General features: G+C 38.8%; 19 protein-coding genes. 9 read left to right on the top strand and 10 right to left on the bottom strand.

Features of this window, described 5'->3' with window-relative positions; translation table 11 throughout:
• Positions 1 to 80: 80 nt before the first annotated feature.
• Positions 81 to 1754 (top strand): long-chain-fatty-acid--CoA ligase FadD, encoded by a 1674-nt coding sequence (fadD, locus tag NE535_RS00585; protein WP_261296758.1) that lies wholly within the window; start codon positions 81 to 83, stop codon positions 1752 to 1754.
• Positions 1755 to 1810: 56 nt separating this feature from the next.
• Positions 1811 to 2929 (top strand): ribonuclease D, encoded by a 1119-nt coding sequence (gene rnd / locus NE535_RS00580; RefSeq protein ID WP_261296757.1) that lies wholly within the window; start codon positions 1811 to 1813, stop codon positions 2927 to 2929.
• A gap of 124 nt (positions 2930 to 3053) precedes the next feature.
• On the opposite strand, the gene minE is transcribed toward rnd, so the two are convergent.
• Genes minE through minC form a run of 3 tightly spaced genes read right to left on the bottom strand, consistent with a single transcriptional unit; the run spans position 3054 to position 4819 of the window.
• Entirely contained in the window at positions 3054 to 3314 is a 261-nt protein-coding gene (minE, locus tag NE535_RS00575) for a cell division topological specificity factor MinE (RefSeq protein WP_261296756.1), read from the bottom strand.
• Between the two features lie 2 nt (positions 3315 to 3316).
• Positions 3317 to 4126: a septum site-determining protein MinD gene (gene minD, locus NE535_RS00570; protein WP_261296755.1), complete on the bottom strand. Its 810-nt coding sequence runs from the start codon at positions 4124 to 4126 to the stop codon at positions 3317 to 3319.
• Positions 4127 to 4156: 30 nt separating this feature from the next.
• The gene (gene minC, locus NE535_RS00565) at positions 4157 to 4819 is read right to left on the bottom strand and encodes a septum site-determining protein MinC (protein WP_261296754.1); all 663 of its coding nucleotides are present in this window, start codon (positions 4817 to 4819) and stop codon (positions 4157 to 4159) included.
• Positions 4820 to 4940: 121 nt separating this feature from the next.
• Between minC and NE535_RS00560 the strand changes: the two genes are divergently transcribed.
• Together NE535_RS00560 and NE535_RS00555 are read left to right on the top strand one after the other, a co-directional pair.
• Positions 4941 to 5222 carry a YcgL domain-containing protein gene (locus NE535_RS00560; RefSeq protein WP_261296753.1) on the top strand — a complete coding sequence of 94 codons (282 nt, stop codon included), beginning with the start codon at positions 4941 to 4943 and terminating at the stop codon, positions 5220 to 5222.
• A 43-nt stretch (positions 5223 to 5265) separates the two neighbouring features.
• Positions 5266 to 5706, top strand: a complete 441-nt coding sequence (locus NE535_RS00555; RefSeq protein ID WP_261296752.1) for a YcgN family cysteine cluster protein — start codon at positions 5266 to 5268, stop codon at positions 5704 to 5706.
• A gap of 64 nt (positions 5707 to 5770) precedes the next feature.
• Here NE535_RS00555 and dsbB read toward each other — a convergent pair whose 3' ends face one another.
• Together dsbB and nhaB are read right to left on the bottom strand one after the other, a co-directional pair.
• Positions 5771 to 6280 (bottom strand): disulfide bond formation protein DsbB, encoded by a 510-nt coding sequence (dsbB, locus tag NE535_RS00550; RefSeq protein WP_261296751.1) that lies wholly within the window; start codon positions 6278 to 6280, stop codon positions 5771 to 5773.
• Between the two features lie 119 nt (positions 6281 to 6399).
• Positions 6400 to 7989, bottom strand: a complete 1590-nt coding sequence (gene nhaB, locus NE535_RS00545; protein ID WP_261296750.1) for a sodium/proton antiporter NhaB — start codon at positions 7987 to 7989, stop codon at positions 6400 to 6402.
• A 486-nt stretch (positions 7990 to 8475) separates the two neighbouring features.
• Here nhaB and fadR point away from each other — a divergent pair, with 486 nt between their 5' ends.
• On the top strand, positions 8476 to 9195 hold the full coding sequence (gene fadR / locus NE535_RS00540; RefSeq protein WP_261296749.1) for a fatty acid metabolism transcriptional regulator FadR: 720 nt from the start codon (positions 8476 to 8478) through the stop codon (positions 9193 to 9195).
• Positions 9196 to 9264: 69 nt separating this feature from the next.
• On the opposite strand, the gene NE535_RS00535 is transcribed toward fadR, so the two are convergent.
• The 4 genes from NE535_RS00535 to NE535_RS00520 all read right to left on the bottom strand — a co-directional run bounded on the left by NE535_RS00535 (position 9265) and on the right by NE535_RS00520 (position 13874).
• Positions 9265 to 9459 (bottom strand): DUF2986 domain-containing protein, encoded by a 195-nt coding sequence (locus NE535_RS00535; RefSeq protein WP_261296748.1) that lies wholly within the window; start codon positions 9457 to 9459, stop codon positions 9265 to 9267.
• 86 nt (positions 9460 to 9545) lie between these two features.
• Complete coding sequence (locus tag NE535_RS00530; protein WP_261296747.1) at positions 9546 to 9995, bottom strand: hypothetical protein; 450 nt, start codon at positions 9993 to 9995, stop codon at positions 9546 to 9548.
• Positions 9996 to 10111: 116 nt separating this feature from the next.
• Entirely contained in the window at positions 10112 to 10468 is a 357-nt protein-coding gene (locus NE535_RS00525) for a glutathione S-transferase N-terminal domain-containing protein (RefSeq protein ID WP_261296746.1), read from the bottom strand.
• Positions 10469 to 10781: 313 nt separating this feature from the next.
• On the bottom strand, positions 10782 to 13874 hold the full coding sequence (locus tag NE535_RS00520) for a DUF748 domain-containing protein (protein ID WP_261296745.1): 3093 nt from the start codon (positions 13872 to 13874) through the stop codon (positions 10782 to 10784).
• A 220-nt stretch (positions 13875 to 14094) separates the two neighbouring features.
• Here NE535_RS00520 and NE535_RS00515 point away from each other — a divergent pair, with 220 nt between their 5' ends.
• The 4 genes from NE535_RS00515 (at position 14095) to NE535_RS00500 (ending at position 15937) form a co-directional block, all read left to right on the top strand.
• Positions 14095 to 14466, top strand: a complete 372-nt coding sequence (locus tag NE535_RS00515) for a GNAT family N-acetyltransferase (RefSeq protein WP_261296744.1) — start codon at positions 14095 to 14097, stop codon at positions 14464 to 14466.
• 82 nt (positions 14467 to 14548) lie between these two features.
• Entirely contained in the window at positions 14549 to 15247 is a 699-nt protein-coding gene (locus NE535_RS00510) for a DUF445 domain-containing protein (RefSeq protein WP_261296743.1), read from the top strand.
• A gap of 142 nt (positions 15248 to 15389) precedes the next feature.
• Positions 15390 to 15737, top strand: coding sequence for a VOC family protein (locus NE535_RS00505; protein ID WP_261296940.1), 348 nt, complete (start codon positions 15390 to 15392; stop codon positions 15735 to 15737).
• A gap of 5 nt (positions 15738 to 15742) precedes the next feature.
• A complete protein-coding gene (locus tag NE535_RS00500; protein ID WP_261296742.1) occupies positions 15743 to 15937 on the top strand; it encodes a DUF1289 domain-containing protein in 195 nt (64 codons plus the stop codon).
• A 55-nt stretch (positions 15938 to 15992) separates the two neighbouring features.
• Here NE535_RS00500 and NE535_RS00495 read toward each other — a convergent pair whose 3' ends face one another.
• Positions 15993 to 17225, bottom strand: a complete 1233-nt coding sequence (locus tag NE535_RS00495) for a uracil-xanthine permease family protein (RefSeq protein WP_261296741.1) — start codon at positions 17223 to 17225, stop codon at positions 15993 to 15995.
• Positions 17226 to 17328: the final 103 nt, after the last annotated feature.

Here is a 17328-nt window from a genome sequence, read left to right as displayed (position 1 = left end):
AAGAGCAACTAATAGTGATACGTTTTAGCCGCTGACGGGGAATGCACGTCTTAGCACAGTGGCCATTATAGGAGACACCCGTGGACCAGCCTTGGATTAATAACTTACCAGCCAATGTACCGGCTGAGATAGACCCAAATCAATTTCCTTCTTTGGTGGCTATGTTTGAAGATGCAGTCGCGAAATACGCTGATCAGCCTGCTTTTATCAACATGGGCGCAACGATGACCTATCGTAAGCTTGAAGAAAGAAGCCGTGCTTTTGCTGCATATTTACAAAATGATCTTAAGCTAGAAAAAGGCGATCGAGTCGCTTTGATGATGCCTAACTTACTACAATACCCGATTGCCCTGTTTGGTGTCCTTCGTGCTGGCATGGTGGTGGTCAATGTAAACCCTCTTTACACCCCAAGAGAATTAAAACATCAGTTGGTTGATTCTGGTTCAAAAGCCATTGTCGTGGTGTCTAATTTTGCAAATACATTAGAAGAAGTTGTTGACCAGACGCCGGTTAAATCAGTCATTATTACTCGCTTGGGTGATCAATTAAGCGCACCCAAACGTACGCTAGTGAACTTCGTCGTTAAGTACATCAAGAAAATGGTACCTAAATACGACCTACCTCACGCGCGCTCTTTTAGAGATACTTTATCCAAAGGTCGACGCTTACAGTATGTCAAACCACAAGTTACCGGTGATGATCTCGCATTTTTGCAATACACAGGCGGGACAACGGGTGTTTCTAAAGGCGCTATGTTGACGCATCGGAATGTTGTAGCTAATGTTCTGCAAGCTAATGGCGCTTATTCTCCTGCACTAGATGATGGCACTGAATTCGTTGTTACAGCTTTGCCGCTTTATCATATTTTTGCGTTGACAGTGAATTGTCTGCTGTTTTTACATAAAGGCAGTAAAAACCTGTTAATTACCAATCCAAGAGACATACCAGCTTTTGTCGGCGAACTGAAACGTTATCCGTTTACAGCACTAACGGGTGTAAATACTTTATTTAATGCCTTAGTCAACAATGAAGATTTTAAAGCTCTCGATTTTAGTGGGTTAAAGTTATCGATTGGCGGTGGTATGGCGGTTCAAAAAGCGGTTGCAGACAAATGGCAATCGATTACTAAAACACGCTTGTTAGAAGGTTATGGTTTAACTGAAGCTTCGCCTCTAGTGACATGCTGTCCTTATAATTTAGATGGTTACAATGGCTCTATTGGATTTCCAGCTCCATCAACCTTTATCCAAGTTCGTGATGATGATGGCAAGGTATTAGCACAAGGTGAAACGGGTGAGCTATACGCAAAAGGCCCACAAGTGATGCAGGGATACTGGCAACGTCCTGAAGAAACAGCCAAAGTGATTGATAAAGATGGCTGGTTAGCCACTGGTGATATCGGTTATATGGATGAAAAGGGATTTTTCTTCATTGTGGATCGTAAAAAAGACATGATTTTGGTTTCGGGTTTTAACGTATTCCCAAATGAAGTTGAAGATGTGGTTGCACTGCACCCGAAAGTTATTGAGGTTGCTGCTGTTGGTGTTCCTAATGATGCCAGTGGTGAATTAGTTAAAATATTTGTGGTCGCAAAAGATAAGTCTTTGACTGAAAAAGATCTGATTGAGCATTGTCGCCATCATTTAACGGGATATAAGGTACCAAAACTGGTAGAATTCCGTGACGAATTACCAAAGACCAATGTGGGTAAAATTTTACGCCGTCAGCTTCGAGATGAAGCCAAAAAAGCGTAATATTGAAACCGGCATAAGCCGGTTTTTTTTACCCTAAAAAATAAATGGAGTAAGCTGTGTTAGCGTTTGAGTATATAAGTAATGAGAATGCATTAGCATCGTTAGTGGCCCAATATGAACAAGCACCATTACTGGTGTTAGACACCGAGTTTGTTCGTACCCGTACTTATTACGCAAAGTTAGGCTTAATTCAAGCGTATGATGGTAAAACATTAGCGCTAATTGACCCTGTGGCTATTAAAGATTTATCACCATTTTGGGCATTACTCACCAATAAAAATATCATTAAGTTACTGCATTCTTGCAGTGAAGATCTTGAGGTGTTTGCACACTATGGTGAATGCCAACCCACGCCATTATTTGATAGTCAAATAGCTGCTAGTTTAGCCGGTATGGGCCACGGATTAGGTTATGCTAAGTTGGTTGAGCAATGTTTAAGTATAGATCTAGATAAAGGCGAGTCGCGTACCGACTGGATGAAACGACCGTTAACGGATGCCCAGCTCCAATATGCCGCAAATGATGTGTCATACCTTTATCAATTGTACCCGCAAATCTTACAAAAGCTCACCGAACAGAATCGTTTGGATTGGTTATACGAAGAAGGTGTGCGTATAACAGAAGGGCGCTTGTTAGGCGCTGATCCTGAAGAAGCTTACCTAAAAGTAAAAAATGCTTTTCAATTAACTCGCTCTCAGCTGGCCAGCTTAAAAGTCATGGCGGCATGGCGACTTGAAAAAGCCGTGGCGAGAAATTTAGCATTAGGTTTTGTCATAAAAGATCATGCATTGATCGCCTTAGCCAAAAAAGCCCCTAAAACCTTAGCAGAACTCAATCAATTGAACGATTTAACTGAGCAGGAAAAACGTTTTCATGGTAAAGATTTATTGAAAGTCTTGTCCACTGCTGATATTGATAATCCGCCAGAAGAAGTTGATGTAATTGCACTCAAGTCTGGCTATAAATCTGCATTTAAAACAATTAAAACTCGTATGAATGATATTAGTGAAACTAAGCTTGTGCCTTTGGAGTTTATTGGTTCTAAAAGATTAATTCATCAATTCTTATTGTGGCTATTTAATGATAAGCAAGGGGAACACCCACTTGTTCTGCAAGGCTGGCGTGGTGAATTAGTTGGCAATAAGCTGGATGATATCGTATTTAAAGCCGAGTAGCTTTTTTACTTGTAGAACTTAGTTGCAAACTAGCCTTGAATGCTCGATTAGACCTCATCTAATTAAAATAAAAAAGGATATGATTAATCATATCCTTTTTTATTGAGTATCTTATTGGTCAAGATTACTTACCTTCTGGTAAGGTCACATTTAATTCCAATACAGATAAATTATCATCGTTTTGTTCAAGCTGAACACTGACCTGTTCATCGGAAATTTGCACGTATTTGCGGATCACCTCGATAATTTCTTGCTTCATTCTTGGCAAGTAATCCGGCGCGTCACGTTCTCCACGTTGGTGAGCTACGATGATTTGTAAGCGCTCTTTGGCTAAAGAGGCTGTGTTGGTTTTTTTAGTACTTCTGAAATAATCAAGTATGGACATAATTAGCTACCAAATATCCTTTTTAGGAACCCTTTCTTTTCTTCGGTGATAAAACGTACTGGAACATCTTCACCAAGTAAACGATCAACGGTGTCACTGTATGCCAAGCCAGCATCGCTTTCTTGGTCAATAATCACTGGCACTCCCGAGTTAGATGCTTTCAACACTGACTGAGATTCCGGAATTACCCCTAAAAGCTCAATGGCCAAAATTTCTTTAACATCTTCAACACTCAGCATTTCGCCACTTTTAACACGCGAAGGAGAGTAGCGCGTTAATAATAAATACTCTTTTATCGGCTCAAGGTTCTGCTCTGCACGGCGTGAGCGGCTTTGTAACATGCCTAAAATACGGTCTGAGTCACGAACTGAGCTCACTTCAGGATTGGTGGTGACAATCGCGATATCAGCAAAATAAAGTGCCATCATTGCACCTTGTTCGATACCTGCTGGTGAATCACACACAATGAAATCAAAGTCTTTTGCCAAATCTTCTAAAACTTTACCTACACCTTCTTTAGTCAGTGCATCTTTGTCACGGGTTTGTGAAGCGGGTAAAACAAATAACTTATCACAGCGCTTATCTTTTATCATTGCCTGGTTCAAGTTTGCTTCACCGTTGATAACGTTAACAAAATCATAAACAACACGGCGCTCACATCCCATAATTAAATCGAGATTACGTAATCCAATATCAAAATCGATAACAACGGTTTTTTTACCTTTTAACGCAAGACCAGTAGCGATAGCAGCACTTGAGGTTGTCTTACCCACACCGCCTTTACCTGAAGTGACAACAATAATTTGTGCCATGATGATATTTATCCTTAAAATTTGCCTTATTTATGGCAATAGTTCAACAGTGAGAGATTCGCCTTCTAGGCGCACACAACCTCTTTGAGCTTGGCAATGTTGTTGCAGGTTTTCTGCAAGCCAATATTGTCCAGCAACGGATACCAACTCGGCTTCAAGTGAGCTTGCAATAATAACACTTTGTGTGTCACCGCCAGCGCCTGCCATAGCTTTACCCCGTAATGCCCCATAGACATGAATGCTACCATCAGCAATCACCTCAGCGCCATTACCTACAGCACCAAAAACAATTAAATCGGCGTCTTTGGCATAAATTTGTTGGCCCGAGCGAATATTTTGTTTAACAATTTTAGTTCCTCGCGGTGGTATTGCGGCAGTGGCTGCCTGCTTACCTGATTTTACCACAGCTAATCCTAAATCTTTTGCTTGAACAGAAAAAGGAATAGAAGCTTCGGTAATACCAACAATCACTAATTGACGTTCAATAAGTAATGCTCTTAATGCTGCTAAATCTACCGGCGTATCATCTAAAGCGCTTAAATTTAATATTAAGGGGGCGCCTAGAAAAAATTGCGGAGCTTGGGCCAGTTTTTTATCAAGTTCTGCAGCAATAATATCAAGATTTGCATTATTGATATAAAGCACTGATAGAGTAAAAGATGTGGCTTTCAACTCGAGATTTTGTTTAGCCATCTCGTCGTGATTCTCCAAATTTTTATGCTTGTATTCTGAATTACAATTATTTTATTGGGTCACCATGTTATAGTGTGCGTAGTGGACTATCAAGTTTCAACCAGCGGAAATTTACACTAAAATGATTTGTACAGTATATAAAAGCAGTCGCAAGACCGATACATACCTTTTTGTTGAAAAACGTGATGTTTTTGATGAAGTTCCTCAACCATTAATGGAAATGTTCGGCACGCCAAAATTAGTGATGTTAGTACCTTTATCTAAAAGGGATTCTTTAGCATTAGCTGATATCGATAAAGTGAAAAGTGAATTAAAAGCCAAAGGCTATTATTTACAACTTCCGCCTCCAACAGAAAACTTACTTGAACAACATAAAGCCAGTATCAACTTTGAAAGTAAGTAATAAACAGCTTATTTGTTGATATGTATTAAGAGATGAATGTGCTATGCGATTTTGGGAAACAACAGCTTTAAAAGATATGACATCCGAGCAATGGGAATCCTTATGCGATGGATGCGGTAAGTGTTGCTTAAACAAAATTATTGATGATGAAACAGAAGAGCTGTATTACACCAATGCCGCCTGTCATCTTCTTGATGACGATAGTTGCCAATGTCGACGCTATCCTGAACGGTTTAACTATGTGCCAGAGTGTACTGTGATCAGTTTAGAAAACTTACCTGAATTGAATTGGTTACCGGATAGCTGTGCTTACCGACGTTTATTTGTAGGTAGGGACTTACCAAGCTGGCATCCATTAATCACTGGATCAAAAGAAGCCATGCATCTTGCGGGCATGTCTGTTAAGGCTAAAACAGTTAATGAAATGAAAGTCAGATATCTTGACGATAATATTGTGTTATGGCCACTTCAAGACGTTGATTAAACGGCGGTAAACTAAAATAAAAACAGACCATGAGGTCTGTTTTTTTTATTTGACGATAAGCCCGTTAGCGTTTTGGCGTTAACGCAGGCAACACCATGACTAGCCAGAGTAAGCAGTAAACAACAAATCCGATTATCATCCATTGCACCATACTAATTGACATAAATGACCACACGGACTCTCCACACATTCCAGTAGGTGAGAACACTTGTGGTAGCCACTTATCTAGTGGCATAAAGTTAGGAAACTCTGGGAAAAATGAACAGGTAGAAAAAGGAGAAGGGTTAACTTGCATCTCATTTAGCTCAATCGCCAGCTTGACTCCCCATACCGAAGAGACCAACCATCCCCCCATACCTAGAAAACGAACTATCCAATATTGTGGCATTATTAAACCAACTAAAGCAGATAGCATGATCCCCAAGACAGCAACTCGAATATAGATACACATAACACAAGGATCAAAATTCAATACATATTGAAAATACAGTGCAGCTAACTCTAGCGCTAAGCCAGAAACAAATAATAGTGCCCATGAAGTACGCTGATGACAAAAACGTTGTAATGCTGTCAAAATAATTCCCTGTATACGATAGATAAAAACACCCTCATAAAGAGGGTGTTTCAAGTTGGGTTAGACCATAAAATATTTCTATATTATTGTCTATCTTAAGATATTACGATTAACAGATGTTAATGACCTGAAACGGCGCCGCCTATGTCCTTAGCTGAGTGATGTATCAACCAAGCATTATCATAGAAATACGTCGTCATATCGGCTAAAAATCCTGATTCAATCATGGTTACACCCACTATAGATAATACGATGGTATAAGGTAAAGCCATCCATACCATACGTCCGTAAGATAAACGGATAAGCGGTGCAAGTGCCGATGTGAGCAAGAATAGGAATGCGGCTTGTCCATTTGGTGTGGCAACAGATGGTAGGTTTGTACCAGTATTAATCGCCACAGCTAATAAATCAAACTGATCACGGGTAATTTGCCCAGAAACTAACGCCGCTTTGACCTCATTAATATAAACCGTACCAACAAACACGTTATCACTAACCATAGATAATAAACCGTTGGCTATATAGAAGATAACCAATTGAGTATTGCCTTGATAACTAAGAGCCCATTGAATGACGGGGGCAAATAAATGTTGATCAATAATTACTGCAACAATGGCAAAGAAAACCGCGAGTAACGCAGTAAAGGGTAATGCTTCTTCAAATGCTTTACCGATTTGATGTTCATCTGTAATGCCATTAAAGGCTGTGGTTAAAATAATCACAGAAAGACCTATTAAGCCCACAGAAGCAAGGTGTAATGCTAAACCTGCGATTAACCAAATACCGACTAAAGCTTGAATGAATAATTTTGCTTTGTCTTGTCTTGTACGATGCTGGTCTTCGTAATTAGCATAGTCGGTGAGAATGCGGTGAACCGCTTCAGGAAGTTGAGCACCATAACCAAACCATTTTAATTTCTCAACCATGAAACAAGTAAAGATACCTGCAAATAGTACCGGCATAGTTACAGGAGCCATACGAATAAAGAATTCACCAAAGTTCCAATGTGCTTGTGCTGCAATGATTAAGTTTTGAGGCTCGCCCACCATGGTACAAACACCACCAAGTGCAGTACCTACACCAGAATGCATCAGTAGATTACGTAAAAAGGCGCGAAAATCTTCCAATTCTTGATTATTTAATTGCGGGCTGCTTTCTTCATTTGTGTGGTCGTGGTTAGAGCTAAAGTCTTTGCCTGAAGCCACTTTGTGGTAAATAGAGTAAAAACCTACAGCGACAGCAATGATGACGGCAATAACCGTTAACGCATCTAAAAACGCTGATAAAAATGCCGATGCTGCGCAAAACATCAAAGAAACGACAATTTTAGAGCGGATCTTGGTGATCATCTTAGTGAAAGCGAATAGTAATAATTGCTTCATAAAATAGATGCCTGCCACCATAAAGATAAGCAGCAACAAGACTTCCAGGTTGGCTTCTATTTCATGTAATACTTGCGAGGGGGAGGTCATACCGATAATTACAGCTTGGATAGCAAGTAATCCGCCAGGTTGCAGTGGATAACACTTTAATGCCATCGCTAGGGTAAAAATGAATTCTATGACTAATACCCAGCCTGCGATAAATGGGCTGACATAAAAAAATAATAATGGGTTGATTACAAGAAATGACACAATGGCTAGTTTGTACCATTTAGGCGAGTGACCTAAAAAGTTACTAAACATCGCTTGAGCTTGGGTTGCTGGCATATTCGCCACTCCGATATTGTTATGTTATGATTTTTTTGCCCAAATTAAGCATCATTAAGCTTTGGCGTAATGTAAAACTGATAACAAAGCGGATGTTTTTTTCTGCAGTCAAATATTTTAACACGCTAAATTAACGGGTATTAATTTGACTGAGTTCTGCTGTGGTTCAGTAACGTTAAACTCATCATAATGAACTTATTTAAATACCTTTATCTTAACGAGTAAGGCATTAATTCTTAATTCGGTTCTGTAATTTCGCGCTAGTTTAGCTTAAATAAAGCTTAATTGTAATTCAAAAGCTTGAGCTGCATCATAAAAACAGTTGAATTTTCAAGACATCTTAACAAGTAGCTGGTTATTAAATAGCCATCGAATGTGTTGTGATTAAACAAATGTTTTTATTTTCCACTTCTCTGGTATGATCAGTTTTAATTCAAGTAGCTTGTCAGCTACAACCGCCAAGTTAAGTATAGGAAATTTAGGCTGATGATTATCAATGCCAAAGGTCCTGCAAGTTTTGCAGAGAAATACATTGTTCGTTCAATTTGGGACAACAAATTTCCACCAGGCTCAATATTGCCTGCGGAACGTGAGCTTTCAGAACTTATCGGTGTTACTCGTACAACACTTCGTGAAGTGTTACAGAGATTAGCACGTGATGGTTGGTTGAAAATTCAACATGGCAAGCCAACACAGGTTAATAATTTCTGGGAAACCTCAGGATTAAATATTTTAGAAACGATTGCTGATTTAAACCCAGATGGCTTTCCATTATTGGTTGATCAATTGATGTCTGCTCGCGCCAATGTTAGCACTATCTATTTTAGAGCCTCATTCCGCCATAACCCTGAAAAAGCGCAAGAGATATTATCGACAGTTCATCTTTTATCGGATGATGCAGAAGCGTATGCAGATTTTGATTATCGCCTACATCATACTTTAGCTTTCGCCTCTGGAAATCCGCTATACGTTCTAATTTTGAATGGATTTAAAGGCCTTTATAGCCGAGTAGGGCGTTATTATTTTTCAAGCAAAGATGCACGTAAATTAGCGTTTAATTTTTATGTTGAATTAGAAAAACTTGCTCGCGATAAGAATTATCAAGCCGTACCAGCATTGATGCGATTAAACGGTATTGAAAGCGGCAAAATGTGGCAGAAATTACGAGATGATATGCCTGCAGAAATTGCGCATGACAATAGTTAAGTCTCAAGTTATATTTTGAAAATAAAAACGCCAATCATTTGATTGGCGTTTTTATTAGACATTCAATCACTAATCAGCTGAAGCTGTTTGGGTTTCAACAAGGGTTTCTGCTGGTGACTCTTGTTCTAATGCTAATTTTGCACGCTCAGCTTTGGAGATATAGCGTTCTTTTGGCTTGGAGCTTGGGTTGTCTGGAACAACTTTATTTTGTCTCGCCTTGGCACGCTTGGCCAATTTTTTAATCATTTGCTGTTTTTTATTCATAATACATCTTCAATGGCTGATATTCGATAGCTTCAAGCAATCGCAAAAATTCATAACGTCATTTTAGCCTAAGTTGGCTAAAACCCCTAACGTCCAAATGTATTGATATCTTCATCCGTGGCGCCATCATTACATTCACCACGAATCTCACCTCGTTCAGGTTCAATGTAGCGGCTTAACTCGATAAAGCCTTGCTTGCAATAACCTGTCATTGCAATGGTTTTGTCTAATCCAACTTGCACCTGCTGAGTCCACAGTTCAAGAAACTCTTGTTTATCACGCATTTCTTGCGTATAACTGCGAGCATCTTGTTTACGACGATCAATTGGTGGTCGGTTTGCTGAGGCGTCGGTAACATTACGGTCTGCTGCGGTAGCTAATTTTGCACTATAAACAAACAGCTTTATGCCATCTCCTTTAATTTCGGTGCTAAATTTATCTTTAAACTGACCCGCAAACTCCATCGGATCGATGGCTTTAGCGCTACAAGCTGTCAGGAGAAGGATTATGGAAGTCGACATAAAAATTTTAAACACTGAAATGACCTTATAGTTCAACAACAAATATCATTGATTGTTTGGGAAGACTTAAGTGATTTGCAAAGTAAAATAGAGTTAAGACGAATAATATTTCACTTTACTCATTTACAAAATTAAGCAAACTCTGAATTAAGATAATTCATAATGGCTTTTGATTCATATAACCATTCAACTTTGCCATTGTTACTAATTTTTAAACACGGCACTTGTAGTTTGCCGCCTTCTGATATTAATTCCTGCTTATTATTATCTTGTTTTGCATCAACTAAATTGATATTTAAATTCTGGCGACGCATCTCACGGCGAACTTTAACGCAAAAAGGGCAGGCATTGTACTGATAAAGACTCAAAGATTGTGCTTTTTTGTCAACTTGTTGTTGGTCATCTAAAGACCGTTGACGTTTCTTTGGGGCAAAAATAAAATTGAGTAAAAGAATAATTCGACCCAAAATCCAGCGTACTACAAACATAAAAACCTCATTGGTGTGTAAAAATACTGTTGGCATATCAGTAAAATGTAATTTTACTTTATTGGAGATTCAGATAAAAGGCGCTAGTGAAGAATCCCTCTATCATTAATGTCACTTTTAACTATTTTAGTTAACCTCTATCAGGTCAATTGATGAATTAGCCGGATTGAGAAAATTAACTTTCATCTATTTACCCGTTAAATATGATCTTTGCATCGCTAACAAGGAAAGTTTATGTGGCAATTGCAATGCTATCCTACGCAGTTAGCGTTGACCATAGTCGCTGAAAATAGATTTTTAAACCAAGTTCAACTTAGTTTGCTTGAAGCTCTAGCTCAACCTGCGCCGCTTGTTGCTTGGCATTAATACGGCTTTCCATAACGAATATTCTTTGGCTTTCTATTTTTCCTTGGTCTACTAAAAATGATTTAACCGCTTTGGCTCTTTTTTGAGCCAAAATACCTAAATCTGCAGAATCAACAATTTGTGAATTCTTAAGTAAGTTGTATAAAGCAATATGCCAACGAATCATCACCTCGTTATCCGTTAAGTCTTCTTTTGGCAACTTGGTTTGGCTTTCAGTAATGATGCTTTGTCTTACCTCGTCTGGGTCTTGCCCCATTTCAGTACTGTATAGCTGATGCAGTGCGTCGCTTAACGGGCCTGAGGTAGGGAATTGACTTGCTGATAAATTTGCTGGAAATTCAGTAATGTCGATTGCTGATGTTTTGGCAAGTTTAATTTTTAAGCTTTGTTCAGCAAGAGCTTGGCTATCATTGATAGCGTCTATATCACCTTTAACGTTGACAATGAGCAGCGGGCGATCGATTAACGCTTCAGTTAACGCCAATAAATGCTTACCTTGGCTGTCACTAATCTTACTATCACCGTATTCAAAGGTGACGTTATTCATCGGTTCGTCAGAACCTATCAGATTGGCTAGCAAGCTAAATGGCGCTGTGATTGCTTTAGTAATGATGTTTCCGAGCGCCCCCCAAATTATGCTACCAAAACTAAAACTTGGTGAGTTTAAATCTCCTTCTACATCAACGCCTAAATCAATTACTCCATGTCGGTCCTGTAATAATGCTACTGCTAATGTCACTGGTAAACTGGTTGCTAAGTCACTGTTACTTGGTTTACCAAGCTGTAATTGATCAATAACGACATGGTTTGAACCCACTAAAGCATTATTTTTTAGCTTATAGGTTAAGTCTAATGAAATTTGCCCTTTATCAATGTAGTAACCAGCATAAGTTCCCGAATAAGGGTTAACCGAGGTCAATTCAACATTTTTAAAGATAAGATTTAAGTCTAAATAGGGCTGTGCTAATAGAGGATTTATGTCACCTTTTAAGGTGACTGGTGCATATTTATCAATCTTACCTGCTAAATCAACCGAAGCGATTGTTTCAGGGTTTGTGGAGAGCTTACTGATGTGGCCGTTAAGTAATTCGATTCCAGACGCGAAATTAGGTGTTAATGAATTATCAGCAAAAAATGCAGAACTATTCTTCAAGGATATACGGTTAATTTCAATACTTGGGCTGACATTTGCGGTTTCTGTACTATCGATATCAAGGTTGACGTTTTCAGATTTTTGTTCTTGTTTTGCAGTTAAATCAGCATTTGGTTTTGTGCTGTTATCCGCTGAAGCATTAGTGGTTGAAGATTTTAATAAATGTGAAATATTAGTAGTTCTATCTTCTGAGATAATAATTCTAGAAAATAGCTCATCGAATAAAATTTCATCTATATTAACTTGGCTTTTTTGACGATCAAATTCCAATGAATTGATTGCCATACTCTTCCAACTCACCAGCGGTTGCTTAAGTAAATTATCTTTGATATTTAATTTATCAAGCCAAGCTTCGCCTTGATAAATTAAGTTCTTTTCACTATCTACAGTCAGCTTACCTTTAGTATTGAAAACGCCATCTTCAATGGTGATATTTACAAAGGGTTCAATGTAAGGCTGTAAATTAGGTAAGTACATATTCTGGTAGCTAAAATCAGCCTCCAAAGATTGAGTCTCTAGATTGAATATCCCCGATGAATCTAGCAAGCTGCTTTGATTTATTTGAGCTGAAATTTGATAAGTTAAAGGTATGGATAAGTCTGATTTTATTGCACCGGTTTCAATATTGATTTTATCCATTTTCCATAAAATAACATTTTCACTGGCAATAGACTCACCTAGGTGTAATTCATACTCTGCAATGTCTATTTTACTTAAGGTAACCAGCCAAGGCGATTCTGGCTCCCCAGTAGGTTGCTCAATGGTGGAATCTGTTGTGTCGGTTGCTAAATCAGTAAGGTTTTTGGGCATTAACAGGGTCATTAAATCTGCGCCAGTCGGTGAAACCTTTAATGCAATTTCACCCTGGTTAGTTTCAAAACTGGCAATGTTAATTTGCTTGCTTTGGCTGTCTATTTCTAGGTTATTTAGCTTTATTGCCCCGATGGCAATTTTTTGTTCATTTGCATGTGAAGCGACAATGCCAGACAAATCGATGTTTGTTTTAGATACGTTGAATAGCAAAGGGGTTTCGACGGTCGGATCGATTGCTAATGCAATATGACTCACGACATTCAATTTGCCTTGATTGAGTTGAATATCGAAATGCTCATCAATAAATTGCCAATATTTCTCAAGGTTGAAATCACTCAGCGCAAGTTCTACGTCTAATGTAAACGGAAATAATTGAAACTGACCTGCTAAAGTTAACTGGCTATTATGTTCGTCATTAAGAATTAATTTGTAGTTATTCATCTTGTTAAGCACGTTTTCGGCCGACTTAACCACTTTGGCTAAACTATCAAATTGATTGAATTCTAGATTAATACTAGGGTAGACAACCTGGCTATTACTGACAGCATCGCTAAGTGAAATTGCACCTTGTTCAATGGCAATTTTATCTATACGGATCCCAAATGGAAGGCCTGTTTGTTCCGGCTGAGGAGTTTGTGATTGCGGCGTTGCATTATTTTCGATGAACGCAATAATATCGGAAAAGTTAAATTCCTGTTCGGTGATTCGTGCCAGATTAATAGTTGGTTTATTAATCTTAATCGTTTGCACATTGACATCGAGGTTAAGCAAAGACTCCCATGGCGATAAATTGACATAGAGTTTCTCAAAGCCAACAAAGGTGTTTTGAGGATCTTTCTCTGCCATTAATAGGCGGTCAACTATCAGCTCGAAGGTAAAAGGGTTAAACCGAATATCTTCAATTTGGCTCTCTCGGCCGGTTTGCCCTGTGATAAGCTCTGGTACTTTTTTAAGTGCAATATAGGGAGCAAGTAAACCCAAAATCAAACAAAATAGTGCATAGCAGCAAAAGGCGATAAATAGGCTCTTTTGATAAAGGGGGCGTTGTGAAAAATGAGAATATAGGGAAGCCATACGGTGCTCTTTGCCGTAAAAGAAGATAGTACTATTTTAACCAAAAATGAGCATGATTGAGAGGTTTTTCTTTGTTATTTTTCCAATAGTCAACAAATAGACATTTGTACTATTTACATGTAAACTTCTGTAATTCATGGTTTTAATAAGTTTATGGTTTTTAGCTGTGAGTGTAGATTTAACAAAATAAGCCAATCAATATGTAATTCAAGGATGAAATATGCACATACGTCTTGCTGTCGATGCTGATTTACAGCCACTGAGTCATCTTTTCGATCATTACCGCCAATCCTGTGACCATCCTAGTGATATAAATGGATGTTATACTTTTTTAAGTCAGCGCTTATCTGAAAATGATTCAATTATTTTTGTTGCATTTGAAAGTGAAATTATTCTCGGTTTTATTCAACTTTATCCTTCTTTTTCTTCATTAATGTTACAACCTGTCTGGTATTTTGAAGATGCGTTTGTTTTACCAAAGTATCGAAACCAAGGTATTGCTAGCCAAATGATTGCTCGTGCTGGTGTGCTTGCAAAAAGTGCTCAGGTAAAATTAATTGATGGGCATCGCGAGCAAAGCTTGCGAGTTTAGGTTTACGCTTCAACGAATAGTTTACGGCCCCCAGTATTTTACTGTTAAAATACTGGGGGTTTTGGTATCTGGAGATGATAGGTTGAATAAGAGTTTGTTAACTAACATGATTGCCGCTTCATTTGTTGTTGTGGGTTATTTTATGACGCAACCATTGATATTAACGGTTGGTTTATTTGCGCTTTCAGGTGCGGTAACCAATTGGCTGGCTGTTTACATGTTATTTGAAAAAGTGCCTGGTTTATATGGTTCAGGTGTTGTGCCTAATCGTTTTGAAGAATTCAAAGCGGGAATAAAACATCTTATGATGGTGCAGTTTTTTACGGAGGAAAATATCGATAGATTTCTCACCGTAAGTGACAGTAAAGCCATTAATTTAGCCCCTGTGATTGATAAAGTGGATTTGGCACCTTCTTTCGATGCGTTAGTGTCTACCGTTGAAAAATCGTCGCTTGGTCCGATGCTCGCCATGTTTGGTGGCACTGAAGCATTACTGCCATTAAAAGTGCCTTTTATTGAGAAGATGAAGCAATCATTAGTTGAGTTGTCTGAAAGTGAACAGTTTAATCAAATACTCTTGAACGAATTAGAGCAGCCTAATGTGATTGCTGACATTCAAGCTAAAGTCGCTAATATTGTTGACCAAAGATTGAATGAATTAACTCCGGAGTTAGTGAAACAAATTATTCAAGAAATGATCAAACAACATCTTGGGTGGTTAGTGGTTTGGGGGGGCGTATTTGGTGGGCTAATCGGTGCATTTGCCGCATTAATCAGTTAATAAAAATCATCCCTGTTATATGTATCAATAAGATCTCGTAGATCATTAGCTGTTACTCAGATCGAATTTAACCACGGCTAATTGGGTAAAATAAGGTTATTCGCTATACTGTGGATAACCTTTTTTATTGAAAGTTATCGCCATGTCTCATCATCATATTAATTATCTCGAAATTCCGGTTAAAGATATTGCTAGAACAAAAACGTTTTTCAACCATGTGTTTGGTTGGCAATTTCAAGACTATGGACCGAAATATAGCTGTTTTTTGGATGTCGGTATCACTGGAGGCTTCTTTGAGTCAGACACAGTGTTTACAACTGGAAAAGGCTCACCTTTGATCGTCTTATACAGTTCATCACTCGAGCAGTCGCAAAGTCGTGTGATTGAACATGGCGGACACATTAATAAACCAATATTTAATTTCCCCGGTGGGAGGCGTTTTCAGTTTCTTGATATTAATGGAAGCGAATATGCGGTGTGGTCTGAGTAATCGTCATGGCTGAATCCAAAGATGTTGTTTCTCCTTGTATCCGTCATTGCAGTTTAGATGAGCAAGATATTTGTTTGGGTTGCCATCGTACATTAGATGAAATCCTAGGTTGGCATACCATGACGAATGAACAAAAATTTTTGCTACTAACCGAATTACAGTTTAGGGCGTTAAATCGTCAACGCCCATTTAAGTTTTAATGGCTTGATAGATAATTGGAACAATAGCCATCACCAAGGATGGCTAGCATACAAATTAATGTGCTGAATGATGATCTTCTGGGGTTTTAGGTAGTACTAAGTTCATTAAAATAGCTATGATGCCACATAAACTGATACCCGTTAAACTGAATGAACCGATCCCAAATGCCATTCCTCCAATACCAAATACCAATGTGACCGCAACAATACTGAGGTTTCTTGGCTCAGATAAATCAACTTGATTTCGAATGAGGGTATTAAGGCCAACGGCAGCGATAGAGCCAAATAGCAAACACATAATCCCTCCCATTACTGGCACAGGGATAGTTTGTAGCAGTGCGCCTAATTTGCCAACAAAGGCTAGAATAATGGCTGTTATCGCAGTCCAGGTCATAATGCGTGGATCAAAACTTTTTGTTAACGTGACCGCGCCAGTGACTTCTGAATAAGTGGTGTTTGGTGGGCCACCAAATGCCGATGCCGCCATAGTCGCAATACCATCACCTGTTAAAGTACGATGTAAGCCAGGCTTTTTCATGTAATCTTTACCCGTGACATTGGATATGGCAAGAATATCACCAATATGTTCAACCGCAGGGGCTATCGCCACCGGGATCATAAACAAAATTGCTTGCCAGTGAAATTCAGGAGCAACAAAATCAGGTATCGATAACCAAGCGGCTTGGTGAACAGGGGTGAAATCAACCACTCCAAACAATAAGCTCAAACCGTAACCCACGATAATACCCGCTAAAATAGGCATTAATTTAGCAAGACCTTTAGCAAAAGTTGCCACTAAAATAGTGGTCGATAAAGAAGCTAATGAAATAATTAACGCAGTATTTGAGTTAATTAATTCAATTGAACCATCTCCGGTTTTTCCGATTGCCATGTTAACGGCCATAGGCGCTAAGCCCAATCCGATAATCATGATCACCGGGCCAACTACCACTGGAGGCAGTAATTTATTAATAAAACCAATGCCTCTTATTTTTACCGTTAGGCCTAATAATACATAAACAAATCCCGCCACCATCAGTCCCCCCATGGTCGCAGGGATCCCCCATGTTTGCACCCCGTATAAAATCGGGGCTATAAATGCAAAAGAAGATGCGAGAAAGATGGGAACTTGGCGTTTTGTAACGAGTTGAAACAATAGGGTACCGATACCTGCCGTGAATAGGGCTACACGGGTATCTAGCCCGGTTAGTAGAGGCATGAGTACAAGGGCACCAAAGGCCACAAATAGCATTTGTGCACCTTGTAGTGGGATTGACAAGCGATTCATAAGGTAAACTCCATTATATTTATTATGTCTATCGAGTTGTCCCGTTGCCTGATTTTTATGCTAATAGAATCAGATAAAAAGAGTGACTAAAGACCATACTCGA

This window comes from Shewanella holmiensis (assembly GCF_025370255.1).
Taxonomy (GTDB): Bacteria; Pseudomonadota; Gammaproteobacteria; order Enterobacterales; family Shewanellaceae; genus Shewanella; species Shewanella holmiensis.
This window is presented reverse-complemented; position numbering and strand designations above follow the sequence as displayed.

Bases quoted from the DNA above. Each gene is read 5' to 3' on its own strand.
- fadR (WP_261296749.1), top strand. From the start codon at position 8,476: ATGATTATCAATGCCAAAGGTCCTGCAAGTTTTGCAGAGAAATACATT.
- NE535_RS00535 (WP_261296748.1), bottom strand. From the start codon at position 9,459: ATGAATAAAAAACAGCAAATGATTAAAAAATTGGCCAAGCGTGCCAAG.
- NE535_RS00505 (WP_261296940.1), top strand. From the start codon at position 15,390: ATGTCTCATCATCATATTAATTATCTCGAAATTCCGGTTAAAGATATT.
- NE535_RS00500 (WP_261296742.1), top strand. From the start codon at position 15,743: ATGGCTGAATCCAAAGATGTTGTTTCTCCTTGTATCCGTCATTGCAGT.
- minD (WP_261296755.1), bottom strand. From the start codon at position 4,126: ATGGCACAAATTATTGTTGTCACTTCAGGTAAAGGCGGTGTGGGTAAG.
- minC (WP_261296754.1), bottom strand. From the start codon at position 4,819: ATGGCTAAACAAAATCTCGAGTTGAAAGCCACATCTTTTACTCTATCA.
- nhaB (WP_261296750.1), bottom strand. From the start codon at position 7,989: ATGCCAGCAACCCAAGCTCAAGCGATGTTTAGTAACTTTTTAGGTCAC.
- minE (WP_261296756.1), bottom strand. From the start codon at position 3,314: ATGTCCATACTTGATTATTTCAGAAGTACTAAAAAAACCAACACAGCC.
- NE535_RS00560 (WP_261296753.1), top strand. From the start codon at position 4,941: ATGATTTGTACAGTATATAAAAGCAGTCGCAAGACCGATACATACCTT.
- NE535_RS00495 (WP_261296741.1), bottom strand. From the start codon at position 17,225: ATGAATCGCTTGTCAATCCCACTACAAGGTGCACAAATGCTATTTGTG.
- NE535_RS00515 (WP_261296744.1), top strand. From the start codon at position 14,095: ATGCACATACGTCTTGCTGTCGATGCTGATTTACAGCCACTGAGTCAT.
- NE535_RS00525 (WP_261296746.1), bottom strand. From the start codon at position 10,468: ATGTTTGTAGTACGCTGGATTTTGGGTCGAATTATTCTTTTACTCAAT.
- NE535_RS00555 (WP_261296752.1), top strand. From the start codon at position 5,266: ATGCGATTTTGGGAAACAACAGCTTTAAAAGATATGACATCCGAGCAA.
- NE535_RS00520 (WP_261296745.1), bottom strand. From the start codon at position 13,874: ATGGCTTCCCTATATTCTCATTTTTCACAACGCCCCCTTTATCAAAAG.